General features: G+C 29.8%; 22 protein-coding genes and 4 pseudogenes. 18 read left to right on the forward strand and 8 right to left on the reverse strand.

Translation table 11 applies throughout. From position 1 onward, the window contains the following. Positions 1-4: 4 nt before the first annotated feature. From BUB83_RS15700 to BUB83_RS15715, 4 genes are read right to left on the reverse strand one after another with little or no spacing between them, the layout of a single operon-like run. Complete coding sequence (locus BUB83_RS15700) at positions 5-1,183, reverse strand: COG4705 family protein (protein WP_073339535.1); 1,179 nt, start codon at positions 1,181-1,183, stop codon at positions 5-7. A gap of 30 nt (positions 1,184-1,213) precedes the next feature. After that, positions 1,214-2,146, reverse strand: coding sequence for a zinc ribbon domain-containing protein (locus BUB83_RS15705; protein ID WP_073339536.1), 933 nt, complete (start codon positions 2,144-2,146; stop codon positions 1,214-1,216). Continuing rightward, positions 2,143-2,412: a hypothetical protein gene (locus BUB83_RS15710; RefSeq protein WP_073339538.1), complete on the reverse strand. Its 270-nt coding sequence runs from the start codon at positions 2,410-2,412 to the stop codon at positions 2,143-2,145. The genes BUB83_RS15705 and BUB83_RS15710 overlap by 4 nt, the downstream gene beginning before the upstream one ends. Before the next feature lie 13 nt (positions 2,413-2,425). Then, positions 2,426-2,947 (reverse strand): RNA polymerase sigma factor, encoded by a 522-nt coding sequence (locus BUB83_RS15715; RefSeq protein WP_073339539.1) that lies wholly within the window; start codon positions 2,945-2,947, stop codon positions 2,426-2,428. 266 nt (positions 2,948-3,213) lie between these two features. On the opposite strand from BUB83_RS15715, the gene BUB83_RS15720 reads away from it, so the two are divergent. From BUB83_RS15720 to BUB83_RS15740, 4 genes and pseudogenes are all read left to right on the forward strand, one after another. Further along, complete coding sequence (locus BUB83_RS15720; RefSeq protein ID WP_143160566.1) at positions 3,214-3,402, forward strand: hypothetical protein; 189 nt, start codon at positions 3,214-3,216, stop codon at positions 3,400-3,402. 155 nt (positions 3,403-3,557) lie between these two features. Further along, positions 3,558-4,454, forward strand: a complete 897-nt coding sequence (locus tag BUB83_RS15725; RefSeq protein ID WP_073339543.1) for a hypothetical protein — start codon at positions 3,558-3,560, stop codon at positions 4,452-4,454. Between the two features lie 210 nt (positions 4,455-4,664). Next, positions 4,665-5,810: pseudogene (locus BUB83_RS15730) on the forward strand (TOTE conflict system archaeo-eukaryotic primase domain-containing protein). A 184-nt stretch (positions 5,811-5,994) separates the two neighbouring features. Further along, a complete protein-coding gene (locus BUB83_RS15740) occupies positions 5,995-6,249 on the forward strand; it encodes a hypothetical protein (protein WP_073339548.1) in 255 nt (84 codons plus the stop codon). Positions 6,250-6,861: 612 nt separating this feature from the next. Here BUB83_RS15740 and BUB83_RS21345 read toward each other — a convergent pair. From BUB83_RS21345 to BUB83_RS22240, 4 genes are all read right to left on the reverse strand, one after another. Then, positions 6,862-7,035, reverse strand: coding sequence for an aspartyl-phosphate phosphatase Spo0E family protein (locus BUB83_RS21345; protein ID WP_084133614.1), 174 nt, complete (start codon positions 7,033-7,035; stop codon positions 6,862-6,864). A 431-nt stretch (positions 7,036-7,466) separates the two neighbouring features. Beyond that, entirely contained in the window at positions 7,467-8,957 is a 1,491-nt protein-coding gene (locus BUB83_RS15750) for a phytoene desaturase family protein (RefSeq protein ID WP_073339549.1), read from the reverse strand. Between the two features lie 75 nt (positions 8,958-9,032). Further along, complete coding sequence (locus tag BUB83_RS15755) at positions 9,033-9,326, reverse strand: metallophosphoesterase family protein (protein ID WP_073339551.1); 294 nt, start codon at positions 9,324-9,326, stop codon at positions 9,033-9,035. A gap of 69 nt (positions 9,327-9,395) precedes the next feature. Beyond that, complete coding sequence (locus BUB83_RS22240; RefSeq protein ID WP_200801487.1) at positions 9,396-9,554, reverse strand: hypothetical protein; 159 nt, start codon at positions 9,552-9,554, stop codon at positions 9,396-9,398. Between the two features lie 168 nt (positions 9,555-9,722). Between BUB83_RS22240 and BUB83_RS15760 the strand changes: the two genes are divergently transcribed. From BUB83_RS15760 to BUB83_RS15820, 14 genes and pseudogenes are all read left to right on the forward strand, one after another. Beyond that, the gene (locus tag BUB83_RS15760) at positions 9,723-10,043 is read left to right on the forward strand and encodes a PTS sugar transporter subunit IIB (RefSeq protein WP_084133615.1); all 321 of its coding nucleotides are present in this window, start codon (positions 9,723-9,725) and stop codon (positions 10,041-10,043) included. A gap of 181 nt (positions 10,044-10,224) precedes the next feature. Continuing rightward, positions 10,225-10,395 (forward strand): annotated as a pseudogene (tnpA, locus tag BUB83_RS15765) (IS200/IS605 family transposase); the annotation flags it as partial. 107 nt (positions 10,396-10,502) lie between these two features. Then, a complete protein-coding gene (locus BUB83_RS15770) occupies positions 10,503-10,826 on the forward strand; it encodes a PadR family transcriptional regulator (protein ID WP_073339554.1) in 324 nt (107 codons plus the stop codon). Further along, entirely contained in the window at positions 10,823-12,211 is a 1,389-nt protein-coding gene (locus tag BUB83_RS15775; protein ID WP_073339555.1) for a DUF2812 domain-containing protein, read from the forward strand. The genes BUB83_RS15770 and BUB83_RS15775 overlap by 4 nt, the downstream gene beginning before the upstream one ends. A 195-nt stretch (positions 12,212-12,406) precedes the next feature. Then, the gene (locus BUB83_RS22035) at positions 12,407-12,553 is read left to right on the forward strand and encodes a hypothetical protein (protein ID WP_159434106.1); all 147 of its coding nucleotides are present in this window, start codon (positions 12,407-12,409) and stop codon (positions 12,551-12,553) included. Between the two features lie 50 nt (positions 12,554-12,603). Beyond that, positions 12,604-12,918, forward strand: a complete 315-nt coding sequence (locus BUB83_RS15780) for an IS66 family transposase (protein ID WP_073339556.1) — start codon at positions 12,604-12,606, stop codon at positions 12,916-12,918. 38 nt (positions 12,919-12,956) lie between these two features. Further along, positions 12,957-13,475, forward strand: a pseudogene (locus tag BUB83_RS22765) (IS66 family transposase). 7 nt (positions 13,476-13,482) lie between these two features. Then, the gene (locus BUB83_RS22770; protein WP_278336940.1) at positions 13,483-14,016 is read left to right on the forward strand and encodes an IS66 family transposase; all 534 of its coding nucleotides are present in this window, start codon (positions 13,483-13,485) and stop codon (positions 14,014-14,016) included. A gap of 376 nt (positions 14,017-14,392) precedes the next feature. After that, positions 14,393-14,629 (forward strand): DUF1963 domain-containing protein, encoded by a 237-nt coding sequence (locus BUB83_RS15800; RefSeq protein WP_084133617.1) that lies wholly within the window; start codon positions 14,393-14,395, stop codon positions 14,627-14,629. A 314-nt stretch (positions 14,630-14,943) separates the two neighbouring features. Continuing rightward, positions 14,944-15,224, forward strand: a pseudogene (locus BUB83_RS22510) (DUF2975 domain-containing protein). 10 nt (positions 15,225-15,234) lie between these two features. Continuing rightward, a complete protein-coding gene (locus BUB83_RS15805) occupies positions 15,235-15,447 on the forward strand; it encodes a helix-turn-helix domain-containing protein (RefSeq protein ID WP_073339561.1) in 213 nt (70 codons plus the stop codon). A gap of 25 nt (positions 15,448-15,472) precedes the next feature. After that, entirely contained in the window at positions 15,473-16,717 is a 1,245-nt protein-coding gene (locus tag BUB83_RS15810; RefSeq protein ID WP_073339563.1) for a DUF4153 domain-containing protein, read from the forward strand. A 598-nt stretch (positions 16,718-17,315) separates the two neighbouring features. Continuing rightward, positions 17,316-19,100, forward strand: coding sequence for a Cdc6/Cdc18 family protein (locus tag BUB83_RS15815; RefSeq protein WP_073339565.1), 1,785 nt, complete (start codon positions 17,316-17,318; stop codon positions 19,098-19,100). A gap of 148 nt (positions 19,101-19,248) precedes the next feature. Then, on the forward strand, positions 19,249-19,527 hold a 279-nt coding region (locus BUB83_RS15820; RefSeq protein ID WP_200801488.1), incomplete at its 3' end, for an ApeA N-terminal domain 1-containing protein.

Consider the following 19,527-nt stretch of genomic DNA (forward strand, 5'->3'; position numbering starts at 1 on the left):
AACTCTATTTCATTAAATCCAATGATTCGTTGATATCAGTTTGGCAGGTTGAAGCATCTGGATTTTTTGTTCGTACATCAGAAAGCACAACATCGATGGAGTCATCAATTGTGGTCCATTTGTTAGAATCAATAGCCTTAAGTCGTGCGGCTGATTGATCCCACTTAGTTTCAAGATCTTTGGCTCTTTCTTTGGCTGAAGGCATATCATTGTTAACAACATAAGCTAAGGTATCTTGTTCAATAGCAACAAAATCCATCAGTTCTTGGGAAGTTAGACCCATGGGTGCTGAAGCACGGGCTTCTTCAGCAAGGGTGGATGTTCTCATTATGTAGCCGGCAACGGAAACGACTAGAAATAAACTTAGTACAATTGCTACTTGCACGAAGGTATTACCTTTGCTGTTTGTTTCAACAATCGGTTTAACAATTAAGTCCTTTTTAGTTAAAGTCAAAAATATGATAGTTACAACAATGGCCAGTAAGAAGATAATACTAGTAATTGTTGCGCCAAAGCCTAAACCACCATTTTCATGAGTTTGAGATAGCAAATCTCCAATAGAGGCACCTAGTGGTCGGGTCATAATATAAATAATCCAGAAGGATAAAATCGAATTAAGCCCGAATTTCCAAGCTATGGACACTGAAATAATGACGCCACAGATAATAAGTCCGGTTACGAGATAACCTAACCCCAATGCTTCTGCCATTAAGTCTCCTGAAGCCGTACCTAGTGCAAAAGTGAAGAAGATACTAAGCCAATAGAAGGATTCTCGTTTTGTAGTGAAAATGGAATGAATGGATAGTGTTTTTTCGGAACGGTACCATACGGCAAAGGTTATAACTAAAGCGATACTAAAGAAAATTGTACTAAATTCAAGTGGCACACCGATTTCGTCAGTAAAATAGTCTGTGACTAGTGTACCAAAAACACTGATTAGGACAACAGATAGCCAGTAAACACTTGGAACATACTTTGTTTTTTTGAATTGAAAGTAAAGAACTATGGCTAATACCACACCCATTGCCACAGCTGTTCCTACTAATCCGAAGCCCATATTAACGCTTAAAAAGTCTGAGAACGTTTCTCCCACGGTGGTACATAATACTTTGATAATCCAAAAAAAGATAGTGATTTGAGGAACTTTGTTAAGCATTTTTTTCATAGTAGTTTGTTTGTTCATAAATTAAAGCCTCCTGTGAAGTTATTTATTTTACTTGTTTGTTTTATTTCCGCATTGAGAGCAGAAATAATCGTTTTTATTTACAGTAGCGTTACAGTGGATGCAAGTGTCGTAGAGCTTATCACCACAAGTTGTGCAATATTGGTTGTTTTTGTTTTGCATGAGACCACATGAGCGGCAACTAACACCGGATTGTTTATAAATCAAGAACACAAAAACACCAGCAAGATTTGTAAATAATACTATAATACCCCATAAAACTGCATTCAGTTTTGCTTTATTTGCATTTGCATAAACCCAGATGGCAACGATAACCCAATAGAGCATAAAGAAAAATGTGGCTATTGCGGCTGTGATTTTTAGACTCAAAGTATCACCATGGATAAGTTCATTGCTTTTAATAAAATAAATGCGTTCCCCTGTATTTTGGCAACTAATGTAGCTTAAAAAATAACGAAATTTATCTTGAGAATTCTGTTGAAAAAAAATTTCATCATTGTGCTCTCGTTGCATGAGATGTTCGTAATCTTGTGAAATATCTGATAGAGCTATAGTTTCAATGTTAACTAGACTAAAACTTAGGTTTGGATTTTCTTTTAAAATAAATGCTTTACTTTTTTCAGCTTTGTCAGGCATTAGGGTAAAAGTTCCTTTTGTAGCAAATTCTGAATTTTGTGCTGAAAATGTGACGTTATTCTTATTATCTAGGATGAGCACATCTAAGATAGTAGGGTTTTTCTGTACGAAAGTTGTTAGTTCATCCTTAAGCTCTTTCGTAGATGCTTCATCCTTTTCGATTCTTTCGCTTATAGTGTTATAGGCATATGCAAAGGATATTTTGTCACGAAAGACATAGCATAAGTATGACGTGCATGCAATGCTGGCAATGAGTGCAGAAAATGCATAAAATACTATTAATTTCTTGAAATTAATTTTCAGAATCAGGTTGTTAAAAAAGTTCATATTGCTCTTCCTCCAAGTTTTTTATTGTTTAACATGATAGGGATGAGGACTAACAGACAGAAAGCGAAATAAATAATAACAGGTGAAGCTAAAAGGAGTAGGTTTATGCCTATAAAAATCGTGATAATGGGTAAAGTAATAAACAATATACAACCGAGTATAAAGAATTTGGTCCACATTTCCTCAGATTTTTTTTCACTTATTTCTACACATTTTCTTTGAATTTCACCTTGTAGATTTAAAATAAGTTGGTCTTTTTTATCCATGTTAGAATCTCCTTTACTTAAAAATTTTTCTTAATGTAACCATACCGCTGTGAATTCTGCTTTTTATTGTTTTTATTTGCGTTTTTTGTTTTTCGGCAATTTCCGCCAACGTTAATCCTTCCAAATACTTGAGTTTGATAGCTTCAGCTTGTACGTGTGGAAGGTCTGATACTCTCGCTAGTATTTCTTCAAAATCAAGGGATTGAAAATAATCAAAGGTATAGTCATCGACGGAAATTACAACACTTTCAATATCCACAAACTCAACGCTATTTTTTCTTAAAGAATCAATGTAACATCGTTTGGCTATTGTCAAGAGATAAGTTGAAAAGGTTGCTGTACCATATACACTATAAGTATCAATGGACTTTATCATTTTCAAAAAAGTTTCTTGAGTGAGGTCATCACTAAGTATTTCATTTTCAGTCAGCTTCCTTAAGAATTTTGAAACAAAGGGATAATAATATGAGATTAAGTCGTTAAAAGCTTGTTTGTCTCCTTTTTGACTTGCTAAAATTAATAAAATATCATTCAAATGTCCACCTCGTCTTTTATCTTGGAATTTTTCAAAAAATTACTCTCTAACTATTACACGTAGGAAGTTTAAAAAAGTTGATATAAATTCAAAAATAATTTAATTACTTGGGAAATTTCATTCAATTCTAACCTTTTGTTAATATAGTGTCAATGTGCATTTTAAAAATATCAAATTTAACGTCATAATTTATTTTTTAGCATTAAATGATTAATTTGCTTATTTGGGAGTGAATATCATAGAAAAATATTACCGTGAAAAATTCCGTGGCAAATGGGAATAATAATGCAATATTTTCTATTACTCAAGCAAAAAAGTCTTTGAGCAAGGTTGAAAATGATTGCTATAGTGATAATTTTATAGCACCAGAAAAAACATTAGTTAAGGATTATTTAAATATTTGGATAGATAATCATGCTATAAATCTAGAATCAACGACTTTATATTGTATTTAAATTTGATATAATAATATAAAGTGGTATTTTCCAAAAGGATGTGATAACTTTTAATTTTAGTATAGAAAGCATGAATATTTCATAGTGCTTTTATTAAAGATTTAGATTTAATAAATGAATGATACTAATGATTAAACAAAAAGGAGCTGATAAATTTGTACTTATTTCAGGTTATTTCTTTTATAGTAGAAGTAACCTTTCTTTTAGGCATAGCACTAATATTAATATTGAACAGTGATGATTTTCTTGAAAAATGGCTTGAAAGTAGGGTTGGAACTCCAAAAAAGAACTTTAATAATTACATTTTTGATGATAGTAAATATTCTTATCAAAAGACTAAAGGGGAACTAGGGGTAAAAATTGCTAATAAGATAGTTGCATACGGTTTTGCAGCGTTTTTTATATATTTTGCAATTCCATACGTAAAAGACATTCCACAATTAGTTACGGGAAATATTGAGTATACAAAATGGCGTGTTTACTCAGTAGAAAAAAGGGATAAAGATCTATATCATCGTATTAATGTTAATGGGAGAGAGATAAAATTTTTTTTTGAAGGAAACTTGATTGAAGGTAAGAATTATAAAATTGGATATCTAACTAATAGTAAAAGAGGTATTTATTTAGAGTTGCTTGACGATGATATGAAAACTCCTATAAAAAAGATTGGTTTTCCATTTAAGAGTATTTTATTTTACATAGCATTTTTTATTTGCTTAATTGGAATGCTTATATTATCATACAAAATTGGAGAGGTTTATAGGTATAAAATTTTCTTAATTGTATCTTTATTATTTTATCCAATAAGTATTGCTTATTTTGTATACTATGGTTTTAATACGGGAGAGTTGATATCACCCAATAATGTGGGATTCGCAGCTTTAATTGCTGGAGGAGTATGTTTGCTTTTCTTTATTCCATCAAAGATGTTGGTAACATGGAATAGATGGGATGAGGAAGGCCTTTTGATTTTTGCACAATTTATTGCTGTACTTGAGATTGGTTTTATAATTGCAATTATGTACAATTTATATATAATGTTAGTTAAATAAAATATGGATTTATATAGAAAAATTGAATAGACATTTTTATTTAGTGTATAATTATGATATAAAATAAAAGGTTTATTATATAGGGATCACAATGTGAAACTTAATTTATACTTGTTCCAAAAGCTCCGGCTTTTGGGAGTTTTGGGGCATGTATAAATTAATAGTTGAACTGGGATACCTATAATAACTGAAATAATGGTATATATGGGAATGGTGATATATAATTATAAATCACCGCAGCCATACATGGTGGAACCAGAAATGAAGGAATTAATATTTGAGTATGATGAAATGAAAAGAACAATGCATCCAGTTCGGCAAGCAGCTTTGTTTCATTTGAAGTTTGAGAGTATTCATCCCTTTATTGATGGAAATGGACAAACAGGGAGATTATTGTTAAATTTAGAACTTATGAAAGCCGGGTATCCTGCAATTAATGTAAAATTTGCAGATAGACGTAGATATTATGACTGCTTTACTGCATACAAAAATGAAAATATAGAACTTAAAAAGAAATTAGGGTTAATACCAAAAAGTAACACAAGTCCATATAGGGATATTTTAAACATAGATGAAAATAAAGTAATAACTAATGGTATTAATAATTATTCTTCTCCTAAAGAAAAAATAAAGCTATTTCTAAATATATTCAAAGGTAGGGAAGATGTTTTTGCTTTGAGGTGGGAAGGTGAAAATGGGAAAAGTGGATATAGCCCAGCTTATAGCAATGAGTGGAAAAAAGGGGTTTGTAATAAACCCAAAATAAAATGCTCTGAATGTTTAAATAGGAATTTAACGAAATATGATGAAGATATGGTTGAAAAACATTTATCAGGTAACAAAGTAGTAGGTATATATGCTTTACTAAAAGATGAAACTTGCAACTTTCTAGCGGTGGATTTTGATAAAAAGAGCTGGATGGAGGATGCAAAAGCTTTTAGAGAAACAGTTGTTGAAAATGGGATACCTTTAGCAGTAGAAAAATCTAGATAAGGAAATGGGGCTCATGTATGGATATTCTTCAAGAAACCGATAAAAGCCTCACAAGCAAGAAAAATTGGAACTTACTTGATATCATTAACTATGGAAAAAAGATACGAAATTGGATTAGACTCTTATGATAGACTTTTTCCTAACCAAGATACCATGCCCAAAGGTGGATTTGGTAATTTAATTGCACTCCCGCTTCAAAAAAAAGCAAGAAGTAATGGTAATAGTGAATTTGTGGATGGGAATTTTAATTCTTATGAGGATCAGTGGTTTTATTTATCAAATTTGAAAAAGGTAACAATTGAAAAAGTTGAAGAAATATTAAGTATAGTAGAAGAAAGAGAAAAAGAAGAATTAAATCAATAAAAAAGTTATAATGGTATATGATTAGGTGGATGATCAGATACCTATGCTTGAAAGAATGTATAAGAAGAGAGTTAAAGAGTATAAGAATATAGGGTATGAATTTATAAAGTAAGGAATTACTATCTTAGAAAAAGCATTATAAATATGATTAAAACAAAAGGCATTGATTATATTTTAAATAATTTTGAGTGCATATATATTAAAGGATGCTACTTACATAGAAAAGATTAACGAAGGGAAAAGAATTACTGCAAGTTTCGCAAATGCTCATAAAGTTAGTTACTATATGGCAGATGATAACAAAGCAGCTCCACATATTTTAAGGAATAAAGACAGAACGGTAAGAACTTTTCCACAGATAATAACATATTGTTATGATAAGTTTAATAAAAGTGAAAAGCTTTTAGAATACATAAAATTGATTATTAAAAACATCTAAAATAATTTCTGGACTACTAGTTTTTCAATGAAAGAAGAGCCCTTTTTTTGCCCTCCCTTTGCCCACCTGTGGAACAAAATAGAAGAGAATACATTGGTATAAATTAACACATAAAAAGCTGTAAAGGAGCTATTTAAGCGGCATAATAACTTTTGTCATTTGTCAAAGTTATTGGCAATATAGTTCTAGTACTTTTATTAAGTACATTAGTAGGTTATATGGTAAACTATAAATTAAATATATAGTATAGAAAACGGTGATAAAAAAATTACTTTGACACAAGTGAATTTTTATTTAAAATGTTTAAAAGAATTGTTACTTTTAATGCGATAATCCCAATTGATTCTATTGAAATGTTAGGAGAGGAGAAAGTGGGAAAAGAACCAATGAAAGATATCTATATATAGAAAGTAATGGTATGAATGATTGGAAATTCTGGGATGAATATATAGAAAAAGTGGTGGATTGGGTATCATAAAGTCAATAAATTAGAAAAAACAAAAGATCTTAAATTTAAACTAGTAGCGATTATAAGCTGCTAGTTTTTTTATTAGAATTAGAATATATGAAAAGTTTTATGTAATATTTGTATAGTTTGAGAAGTGAGGTTTGTTAGTTATTAGATGTATTATGATTTTTTATAAATAGTTGGTATTCATAAATAAGAAGATCCAATTCTTCACTGGCTTTAATAACTTCGCTAGACAAAAGATTTGATGAATCTTTTTCTATTAGAGAATTTAAATAATTTCTTTTTTCTTCTAAGTAAGTAGAACTATATTCCATGACTAGGACCTCCCCAATAACGCTCTATGCTTTATATAATACATTGAAGAGGATATTTTTTATATCAATGAAGATATAATTATTTTTTCTAATTTTAAAAGGAAGAATGATTTTGAATAAGTAAACAAAAAATTTCATATAAAAGAATTAGAATTTATCTATACTAAAGAAAATATATTTATTTTATTTAGTATAGATAAATAGCCATAAAAGTCACGAAATAACTTATCAATTTAGAAAACATATCAATATATTTTTTATTAAAAGTATATTGGAATTTATTACATTAAAATTGTGAGGAAAACTTATTGTCATAAGATTACAATCTACCATAATTCATCTCAGGTTTTTTCACCTATAGTTATTAATGGAAGTGAAAATAGTTTGATTTTAAAATTTTAGTAGCAAGATGTCCATAATTGATAAATTTTCTATAAATTACTTAGTATCTCTTGAACTAAAAGTTTGCTGGAAAGTAACACAATAGAAACCCCAGGCCCGGGATGAACGGAGCTGCCCACAAAATATAAATTTTTTATAGTGTCTGATTTTAAGTGAGGTCTAAAATAATTTGTTTGTGTAAGGGTAGGACTGAGTCCAAAAGCTGTTCCTCCATAGGAATTAAAGCTATCCTTTAAATCTTTTGGTGTGAAATAGCTTTCGTATAAAATATTTGATTCTATATCTTCAAGACCATTAATCTTTTCAATAGTGTAAAGAATCTTATCTCTCAAAAGTTTAATTGTAGTATCATCCCAAGTTATGGTATGAAAAAATAGATTAGGTACACGAACTACTATATTCAAGCATTCCCCTTGGATTTCTATCATGGTGCTGTCAATTTTAGTAGGACAATACATATAAAAAGAGGGTTCAGTTGGTAAATGACCTGTAAAAGCAAAATCTACGTTCTCTTTAAAGTTATCATTTAAAAATAAGTTATGAACTGAAAGTATAGGATATTTTTTCTTTAACCCTAAATAGATAATAAAGGTGGAGCAAGAGTATTTTAGGTTATTTAACTTAATAGGGGTATATTTTTCTTTATAGATATCATTTTTTATAAGTTTATCCATTGTATAAGGAAAGTCAGCATTACTTATTACTAAATCTCCAAAAATCTCTTTTTTATTTTTAGACTTTATACCAACAGCTCTACCATTAGAAATTAAAATTTCATCTACAGTATAATCAGTTATAATTTTTCCACCTAAATGGGAGATGACTTTTTCTAAAGCTTTAACATATGAGTACATGCCGCCTTTTAAATGCCACAAACCGTAAAGCTGACATACTACAGGTATTAAAGTGTAAATACTTGGCCCCTCATAAGGAGATACTCCTACGTAGAGGGCTTGATAGTACAAGCTTTTTCGAAGGTTTTCATCATTAATGTAATTTGAAATCAGTTCATGTGAGGTAGAAAATGTTTTTGTTTTTAAGGCTTTTGCTAAGGTTGAAGCATTGAAAAAATCCAATTTATTTTCAAAGGATTTTTGTAAAAAGTTTTCATTAGCAATGACATATCTTTCATATATTTCAGAGAGTAATTTCATATAACCTATGGAATCCTTACTTGAAATTGATTCTAGAGTTTTTATTAGGGATACTAAATCAGTAGAAAAATCATAGTGAATATCATTGGGATAAAAGCAGCGATAGGTAGGATCAACCTTAATAAATTCTAAATAATCTTCATAATTTACATTGGCATAATTAAAAACTTCTTCATAAATTTCACGATTCATTAAAAGTGAAGCTGTTAAGTCAAAGGTAAAGGGAGAATGAACTCGTTGATTTGTTCTCCCTCCAATAGTTTTTTCTTTTTCATAAATTTCAACATTATACCCTTTGCTGAGTAATCTTACAGCTGTAGATAAGCCGCCAATACCTGAACCTATAATTATTGCTAAGTTCTTCATAATTCACCTCATTTATTAATGGATACAAACATTCTATATTGTGATAGGATATTTGTTATACTAAAAGGCTAGTTTCTAGTTGCATGAAATTCCTAAATCCTTAAATGAAATTTGAAACTCTTCTTCGTTCAATGGAAAGGATTCAGTATTTGAATTATAAGAGTCTAATGATGGAGAATAGATACGAAAAATTATTTTCTTATCCTTAAGATTAAAGTGCATTAGGCGTATATAACCACTTCCACCTTCTTCTAAAGATTGATAATCAAATAGTAATTGATAGACTTTACGGTCTGGATAACCATCTCCATTATCATCAATTTCACTTATTTTTTTAGTTGTGCAGTGGTAATGGCCTGATAAAACCATGATAAATCTATAAAGGATTAATCATGGTTTTAAACTTAGTTTTGATTGTAAAAGAAATTCAGATACAAATTAACTCCCGCCATTTTTCTTTGCTTCTTTTCCACTTTCATTTATTCCAGGCTCTTCAATAGTAGTGCTCAAGGAATTCTTAGCACGCTGTCCTTGAGATTTTGTGCCGTTTTTATTATAATTTTCTTTTGTCCATTCTCTTGCTTTTTTAGTTTTCATAATAATTCTCTTTTAACTTTGGTTTATAAAGCATGCTTAATATAGTATTTATTATGTGCAAATATTAATATATTAATCTTTTAAAATATATATAAAGAATATCAGTTGACATTTGTTATAATAAAATTCACTTAATATTTTTATATTGTTGAAATTTCAGGGGGTGAAATGATGAGCAAAAAATTAAAAATACTTGCCGTATGGGGATTTGGAATAGGTACTAGTCATATGTTAAAAATCAATATAGAAACAGTGTTAAAAAAAAATAGGATAGATGCAGAAGTTGAAAATATAGATATTACCTCAGCCAAGGCAATACATTGCCATATGATTTTTACATCTAGTGAGTTTTACCATGAATTGAAGGATGAAGTTTCTGTGCCTTTGATCAAGACTAATAATTTTTTAAACAATGAAGAAATTGAAGAAAAAGCTATGACGATTATTAAAGAAATCTTATCAGCCAATTTACTATTGCATATTCATTAATATTAACTATTACATTTTTAGTGGTTGGGTTAATTATAGGGGCAGAAGCTGGAATAGAAGTTTTTAGGACGGCTTTAAGTTCTATCTCAACAATAGGTTTGCCATGCCTTCTCTATTTAACACAGTTGCAGGCTTTAATTGGAGCAACAAAAATTGCTCATTTCATTTACAATTTTTGTTGCTCAATGTATCACAATTTATGGGAGATTTAAAAGGAAAAAGTTCATTGATGATATTTGATAGGCATGCAAATTTAAAGTACAAATATGGAAACAGCCAGTTTTGGTGTAAGGGTTATTATGTTGACACAGTTGGCAGAAATAAAAAGGTTATAGAAGAATATATAAATCATTCCTAACAGAATCACAATGGATTCTGTTTTTTTTTTGACAATATCGATATTCGATGTTACAATTAAATTGTAAAATATCGATATTCGATACTAAACGAGGTGATCTAATGGCAAGAGATAAGTATCAAACGTTAACGGAGCAAATGTTTTATATCCTTATTTGTCTAACACAAGAGAGCTGTGGTGTTGATATTATGAAAAAGGTAGAAGAACTTACAAATGGAAGGGTTATCATCGGACCAGGAACTCTATACAGCTTGTTAGATAACTTTGTAAAAGAAAAAATTATTATAGAAACCAAAATAGAAAATCGAAGAAAAAATTATGTTATAACAAGCCATGGGACAGAAATGATTGAAAAGGAATATCTTCGAGTGACCAAATTAAAAAATGATTATGAAATGTTGATAAAAGGAGGTAAGGAACAATGAAAGATAAATCAAAAAGAATAATGAATTTTAGATTTGATCGTTATGAAGACGCGGAGAACAAATTGGAGAAACTAGCAGCAAAGGGACTATATCTTGAGGAGTGTGGATCTTTTTTATGGACATTTAGAAAAGGAACACCGAAGAAATTAAAATACACTGTCACATATTTTTCAGAAGGTTCCATATTTAATCCTGACATTACTGATAACCAGCAAACTTATATCGAGTATGCAAAGGCTGCTGGTTGGAATTTTGTGACTCAATTTAATCAGATGCAAATTTTTTGTAGTGAAGCTGATAATCCGATACCTTTTGAGACAGACGAAAAAGAGAAATTAAACAATATCAAAAAATGTATGAAAAAGAGCTTTCTTCCGTCTATATTTGTTATGATTTTAGTCTTTGTATTAAATTTGATTGTGCAGTTCAATTCATTTCAATTAAACCCAATAGATTATTTGTCAGATCCCATTCGATTATTAAATAGTTCCATGATAGCAGCGGCTACCATATATCAAGTGTATTCATTAATGACTTACTTTCTTTGGCTTAAACGTTCGGAAAAATCAATTGCTTTTGGTGGGGAATGTGTAAAGAGAAGTAACATAGTGTATAAAATTGTTGATATCATCTTTATGTTTTTTTTGTTCTGCAGTCTAGGTTACTTATTATTTTACCTGGCATTTAAAACAAGCAGGTTCGCTTTAGTTATATCTATCGGACAAGTTCCTATTCTGATGATTGTATTTTGGTCATCAATAAAATATTTGAAGAAGAAAAAAGCAACTGCTACGGTGAATAAATTGATATCATATACAGTGCTCATCATTGCTAGCTTTGCTTATCTAGCATTACTTATGGCGTTCATTATGAAATTTGGATTTGGCATAAGTAATGAGTCGAATTATCAAACTGTTGATTGGCAACTTTCTGAAACAGAAAGCTATGAGTACAGACTCTATAGCGACGAAATCCCTCTTACCAGTGAGGATTTATACGGTCCAATTGATTACAACTATTATTCATATGAAAAGGAGATTGATAAAACTTTCTTTCTTTCCAAAAGTGCATATCGTCAAGATTCGCCGCCAGCAAAAGATACTCCTCCACGGATTGAATATGAGATATTAGAACCTCAATTTGATTTCGTTTATAGACTTGCCAAGGAGCACCTACTTGAAATACCAGAGTGGCGAGATAACACGACTTTTGAATCCATGGATAACAAAATATTTGACACAGTAGAAGCTTATCAACGCTATTATGAAAACACTCCCACAGGAGTATATATGTTGTTTTTCGGGGATAGAATTATTACACTCAATATGGAAGAACCATTAACCACAAAACAAATATCAATTATTAAAGAAAAATTGCAAATATAAACATAGAGTGAAGAATTGTAACATACATCAAAGCAAGTCACCCTATAATATACTTTGTAGAGTGGCTTGCTATTTCTATCTATTCTTCTATAGTAACTGTCGTTATAAATGTAAGCGTAAAAAATTAAGTACCTAGATATACTATCCTCTCATTGATAAAATTATCTCATAAAATTATTAGTGGGAGGATAAACTATGGCTAGAAAATTAGATAATACAGCATGGGAGGAATATATAAATAAATTTGATTCACTCCAAGGCTCAAAAACAGTAATAGATTTTTGTGTTGAAAATGAGCTTATAAAAAGTCAGTTTTACTATCATAAAAAGAGATTATTTTAACCAATGAACTTGATGAAAATACAAAACTATTAATTAGTAAAGTTGAATTAATGGAAGAAGCAATTGATAAAAAAAATAAACAATTAAGTTCAAAGGAAAACGAAATACAACAATTAAAAAATGAGATAGAATTTCTAAAAAGAGTTATATCTAATAAAAATAGAAAGATATTTGGTACATCTAGTGAGCAGGTAGATGTTAACCAATTATCTCTTTTTAATGAAGCAGAAAAATTTAGTGATTCTAAAGTAGAAGAACCTACTTTAGAGGAAATTACATATAAAAGAGCTAAGAAAAGTAACTATACTGGCAAAAAAGATAATCTTGCAAATCATGCGAAAAAGAAACTGGTGAAAGTAATATAGTTTCAACTCAAATGCCACAAACTATTTTTTACAATAGCATGGCTTCTAATGAGTTAATTGCCCATACTCTTATCCTTAAGTACCAGCATGCAATGCCTTTATATAGACAAGAAAGTTACTTCGATATGATGGGGGCTACGCTTTCAAGACAAACCCTTTGCAACTAGACCATGGCAGCATCCACAGCTCTTGAGCCTGTATACAATCATATGAAAAAAGAGTTGCTTAGCCGCAACTATATTAATGCTGATGAGACAACCTTGAAAGTAATTAATGATAATGGTAAAGACTCCAAGAGCAAAAAATATATGTGGCTATATATGAGTAATACAAAGGCAAAGCCTGTAATCTTGTATGATTATCAGAGTACTAGATCCAGCTCTTGCCCGAAAAACTTCCTAGGAGATTTCAATGGATTTCTTCAAACAGACGGATACATTGGGTACAATTCTGTTAGCGAAGCTACAATGGTATATTGCTTAGCTCATATAAGAAGATACTTCCATAATATAATTGTAGATTTAGATGAAGAAGCCCTAAAAAATTCTAGATCCTAGATCAATAATAGGGTTTAATTATTGTGAGCAAATTTATAAACTTGAAAAAGAACTTCGTGAAACCTATTCAAGTAATGAAAATTATTATGATATTAGATTTAAAGTAAGAGCTGAAAAATTAGCTTTAATTTTAGATGATTTTACTCATTATGCTGAGAGAGAAATAAAAGATGCTCTTCCAAGAAGTCCTTTAGGTAAGGCACTTGATTATGCTAAGAAGCACTTATCAGGATTAAAAAATGTATTGTTAGATGGTTCACTAGAAGTAGACAATAATGCAGCAGAAAGAGCTATTAAGCCTTTTGTAATAGGTGGTAAGAACTTTATTTTTGCGAATACTGCTAAAGGTGCAACCTCTAGTGCCAATATTTATAGCATAGTTGAAAGTGCCAAAGCTAATAATCTAGTTGTAGAAAGATATTTAGTTTATTTATTTGATAATCTACTACAGATAGATATCTCTCATAGCGAAGCTCTTGATAATCTTATGCCTTGGTCAGGCAACATACCTGAAAATATTAAAATTAAAGATAAGAAATAATTTAAATCCTAGTAGAGCTTGTATTGCCTTACTAGGATATTTTAATACTATTTTTTAAGTTATAGAAGATGCTAAAACTTTGACGCTTACGAAGTTTTAGGTTGGAAGGAAAGAGAGGATAACACAAGATACAGTAATCTATAATTGTAATTCATTTAGTAATGTGATAGAGGGCTATCTATCCTGTGATAAGCAACAAAAATTGCTCATTTCATTTACAGTTTTTGTTGCTCTTTCGAATACATAGAGACATTTTATAACACAACAAGGATTCATAACCATTGTGGTATGAAATCTCCCTACGATTACGAAGATGCTTTCGCAAGTTAAATTACTAAATTAAAATATTTATATTTAACTTGTCCTTTTTCTTGACATAAGACCAGAGTATCGTTGGTATGGCGAAAAGAACAAGATTGGAGGATATCCCAATTTCGTGCAGTGGAACCGACATGGCGAGGAAGATGTGTTGTTGCTGCAGATACCTAGTTCAGGACGTAGCCAACGCAGGATTACGTGGGGGGATTGCGGTATAGCCAACTTCTTTATCAAGGAAGAAGCTTTGGCAAAACGTGATTTTTCTGATGTTATGTACCATTGGGATTGTTGCTAAAGAAGGAAGATGTTTAGCAACCAAAGAAAGTCTTTCGTTTCACTGAAGACTTTCTTTGGAAGCACCCTATGGGTGCTTATTTTTATATTTATGTAAAAATATTCTAATAAGTAATATCCTTTTCATTTTTTTCTCCCTTCTAAAAGTACTATTTTATCTAATTTAACAAAGTGTATTTCCTGCTTCAATGAACCCTTGTTCTAAAATTTTTTAAATAAACAATAAAAATATAATAAAATTCAATAAATATTTATTGAAAAACGATAAATAATATGTTAGAATCAATATGAAAATCAATTTGTGAGGTGCTTTTAATGAAACCAGAATCACTTTTTTTAAAGTCAGCAGTTTTTCTTGTGGGGCTTCCTATTATTGCTTTGTGCATTTTGGGGTTGCCCTGAATAGCTAATAATCCAGTGAATCCAAATTATGACATTGTTTTTTCCCTATCAGATAAAGACGATGACCCAGGTGCTATAATAATAGGAATGGTCCATATATTTGATTCCATGGTAATATCGGTATTTGCTGCTGTTCTTAAAAGCTATTGAAAAATGCCATAGATATAAAAGATGAAAATGACTTAAGGATATGAGGTGCATAAGATGGCAATTGTAATTAGTATTGATGTGATGTTGGCTAAAAGGAAAATGAGTGTTACAGAACTTTCGGAGCGAGTTGGAATAACCATGGCTAACATTTCCATATTAAAAAATGGAAAGGCAAAAGCTATAAGATTATCAACCCTAGATGCCATATGTAAGGCTTTAGAATGTCAACCTGGAGATATTATAGAATATAAATGTGATGAAGAGTAAACTTAGTGATTGAGGAGGTAATACCATGGACATTAACGAAAAGATTGTTGAAAATATTGATAACCCACATGAATTAGAGAAATTTTATAGAAAAGACCCTGAAGCTTTTAAGAAATCATTCTCATACGTCTGGGAAGAAAACCATGATTCTAAGGTTCTTGGAGTTTGGTATGAAAGATTGTATTTTAAGGACACGTCAAGTACTGGATTAGTTTCATTTCTACAGAAAGATTTCTTATCAATGAGTATATTAGCAATTCTGGCAGGGATAGTAACTAGGATAATAATGCATTTTATAACACAAGAGGCAATAGCACCTATTAATATTATTTTTGGAATATTTCCCTTTATTGCTACTTATTTTGTTTATAATAATATCCCCAAAAGAAAAATTTTATATACTATTGCAGGCTTATTTATAATCTCTGCAATTTATATTAATTTATTACCACTAGAGCAGAAAGATAGTATTACTATGGCATATCTACATCTCCCTATTTTCTCATGGATATTAATGGGGCTTGCGTTTTCCGGCAATGAATATAGAAGTGGAAGTAAAAGATTAGCCTATCTTAAATTTAATGGGGAATTTTGCATACTCTACGCCATCATGGCAATTAGTGGAATGCTGCTAACAGCATTAACTATGCAACTATTTAACTTTGTTGGATTAGATATATCAAAATTCTATTTTAATAATGTAGTTATATTTGGGGTAGCTGGATTAGCTATGGTGGCTACATACCTTGTAACAAGAAACCTTAAACTTGCTAAAAACATTGCACCATATATAGCTAAAATTTTCAGCCCTCTTGTACTAGCTACCTTGATGGTCTATATTATAACCGTAATATGGGTAGGAAAAAATCCATTATTGGATCGAAATTTCCTCATATCCTTTAATGGAATACTCATAAGCGTATTAACTGTAACAATATTCTCTATTACAGAAAGCGGAACTGATGAGCGAAAGACTATTTCTGATTATATAAATTTTGCACTAATTGTTCTTGCTCTTGGAATTGACAGTGTTGCTTTATCAGCTATAGTGTTTAGGCTTTCCTCATATGGTATTTCACCAAATAGGATTGTTGTTTTAGGAGTAAACATACTGATTTGGGTAAATTTAATTTGGATTATGCTATCCTATATGGGTTTTCTAAAAAACAAAACAGGGGCAGTAGCCGTTCAAAATGCCGTTACAAAGTATTTACCTTTTTATGGGTTTTGGGCAGGTATTGTTACTTTTGTTTTTCCTTTGATTTTTTAAGTTGTTATTAAATTTCAAACACTGAAAATCCTGGGCTATTACATTAATTAAAGAGCAACAAAAATTGTTTATTTCATTTACAATTTTTGTTGCTCTTAGCAAATGTGTGAAAAAAGGTTTCAGTTTTGTTCCTTGAAGTGAACTGGCTTCGATTGGAGTGAGGCATTGATAAGCGTGTTTTTGCGGTTCAATGGCCAGTGGAATGAGATGTCTGTTCACTATGCCTTTTGTACTTTGGATTAGGGGAACAAAAGAATATTATGATTAATTTTATTAGTATTTATATTTTTACTAGATAGGTCTATCATCTGCTATTCAGAAACATATTATCTATATTTATTTAGCAACCAAAATAATGGATTATATTGAAGAAATATATTTGGGATATATGACGTATTTATACTTATTATGGTATAATATTCATAAAATGTTGTTGTGTATTTATTATTTAAAATGCTAGTTTTGTTTATAATGGGAAGGCAAATATTTTATTTTTTATAGGTTGTTTATATAAAATTTACAGAAGGTTCTTTGGCTCTAGGGGACATTCTGAGGACATGCAATGGACGAAGTTGCTAATATCGCTAGGAGGAATAAAATGAAAAAATTAAGGGACTATTCAAATAACAAGAATTTTATTGAAAATATAAGAACTGCATTTACAACTTTAAAAGATGATGTAAGTCTAGAATTAAATACTAGTAGACAAGCGATAAAAGAACTTAAAGAGTTACATGTAGATAATAATAATTATTTATCTAAACTTATCCAAAATTCAAAGAAATCAAGTGGAATTATATACGGAGAGAGAGGTACTGGAAAAACACATTTATTCCTATTAGCTAATGAAGAGATAAACTCAAAAATAAGTGAACATAAGGTATTGTCAATATATTTAAATTTGAAAGAAATTTCATTTCCAAAAGAAACTGATACAGAATTATTTAATAGAATATATAGCATACATATTTATGAACAAATTTATTCTCAATTAATTAGATTGTTAAGGGATAAAGAGGCTAGCAATCTACTAGAGCAAATAAAGTTGATATTTTCTAAAGAAGAAAAAGAATTTATAAAAAGAATTAGGAGATGTTTATTAAAATTAATAGATTTTAAAAATGTTTGTTTCTGGGGGAATAAAGAATTTCAAAATATAGATACAGGGATAATATCTAAAGAAAGTAGTAGCAAATATTTAGAAGAAATATGCGAAATATTGAATGCGAGAATTGATAATAAGAAACTAAGTATTTCATATGAGGAATTAGAAAAATACTCTAAGGAATCATCTGATAAACTATCTAAGCAAAGTAGTTTTATCTCATATCTAAATGTCAATGAAGTTAAGAAAAACTTAGTAGAATTGAGCAATATATTAGAACTAAATTCTATAACATTTTATATAGATGAATGGGAGAAGTTATATAATATATCAAAATTACAAGAATATTCAGCGAGCTATATAGACAAACTAAATGGCAATCCAATATATTTTTGGATTGCATATGTACCATGGAGAGGATCTTTATATAATTTGGTGGCAGGAGCTGATTTACCACATAATATTAATTTAGATACCTCCTTAATATTTGAAGAATCTATTAAAGATAAACAAAAATGTTTAGTATATTTTAAGGAGTTTATTAATAAAAGGATAGGAAAATACATTGTTGATTATAATTTGGATTATTCATCTTTATTTGTCAGTGATAAAGTATTTGAGCAATTAGTTATTTCATCTATGGGGAATAGTAGAGAATTTGGATTGATGCTAGTTGAGTCAATAGATAATTGGATTATAGATACACAAAAGGAAATAGTTACACATAATTCTCCGAAAGCCATAGGACTGAATATTGTTAAAAAATCAATAATAACAAACGGTAATACTAAAAAAAGAAATATTGAAAAATATGAAAATTCACTTAAATTACTTAGAGATATTGAAAAATTTTGTTTTGAAAAGGAGTCAAGTCATTTTGCAATTATAATAAATAAAGATACTATAGAAATGTTGAATAGAGATGAATTTTCAGAACTATTTTATCAGAGACTTATTCATTTGAGAAAAAGAGATGTTGCAGAAAAAGATGGACAGACAGAAATTAGGCTTAACATATATTCTGTTGACTATTCAAGTACTTATAATTTTCATAAGAATAAAAAGAAATTTTCTTTTTTCTTAAATGGTAATGAAATACACAATAAGGCAAGAAGGTATGTTTATACACCATCCAATATACTCCAGAATATAGATATTATGGAGGGCGAAAGCTTTAAATGTAAGAATTGTAAAACAGTTATAAATATTAAAAAGGCTAAAATGGCATGGGAGAAAAACACTTGTCCTAATTGTTGGGAAAAGTTATATAATGATTAATTTAAATTATTTTTATTTTCTATTATTCGATATTCCGATTAGGCTAATAATTGGAAAGTGGGATAGGCACATAATACAGGTTGCATTAAATTTTATAGTATCCTAAAATTTTATTACTTAAACATTAGGAAATGAGGGGGAAAGTTGTATGCAGGAAATAGAGTTAAAAGGTTTTTGGTGGTTGCCAGAAAATATAGAGAATAATATTTCAGGGATTTTAAAATTTAATATTAATGATGGTGCAAATTTAGAATTAATAGGAGAACTGGTAGAAGATGATGAACTTGAGGTTAATATTATTCTTGGTAAAACAGCAGATGGAAAAGATATTACGTTATATAAATGCTTTGAAACAAACAGAGTGTTTAATAGTAATGGATTTATTACGACAGTGATTTTTGCTAATATAATATTTGAAGGAGTTCAT

This window comes from Clostridium grantii DSM 8605 (assembly GCF_900129965.1).
Taxonomy (GTDB): Bacteria; Bacillota; Clostridia; order Clostridiales; family Clostridiaceae; genus Clostridium_AF; species Clostridium_AF grantii.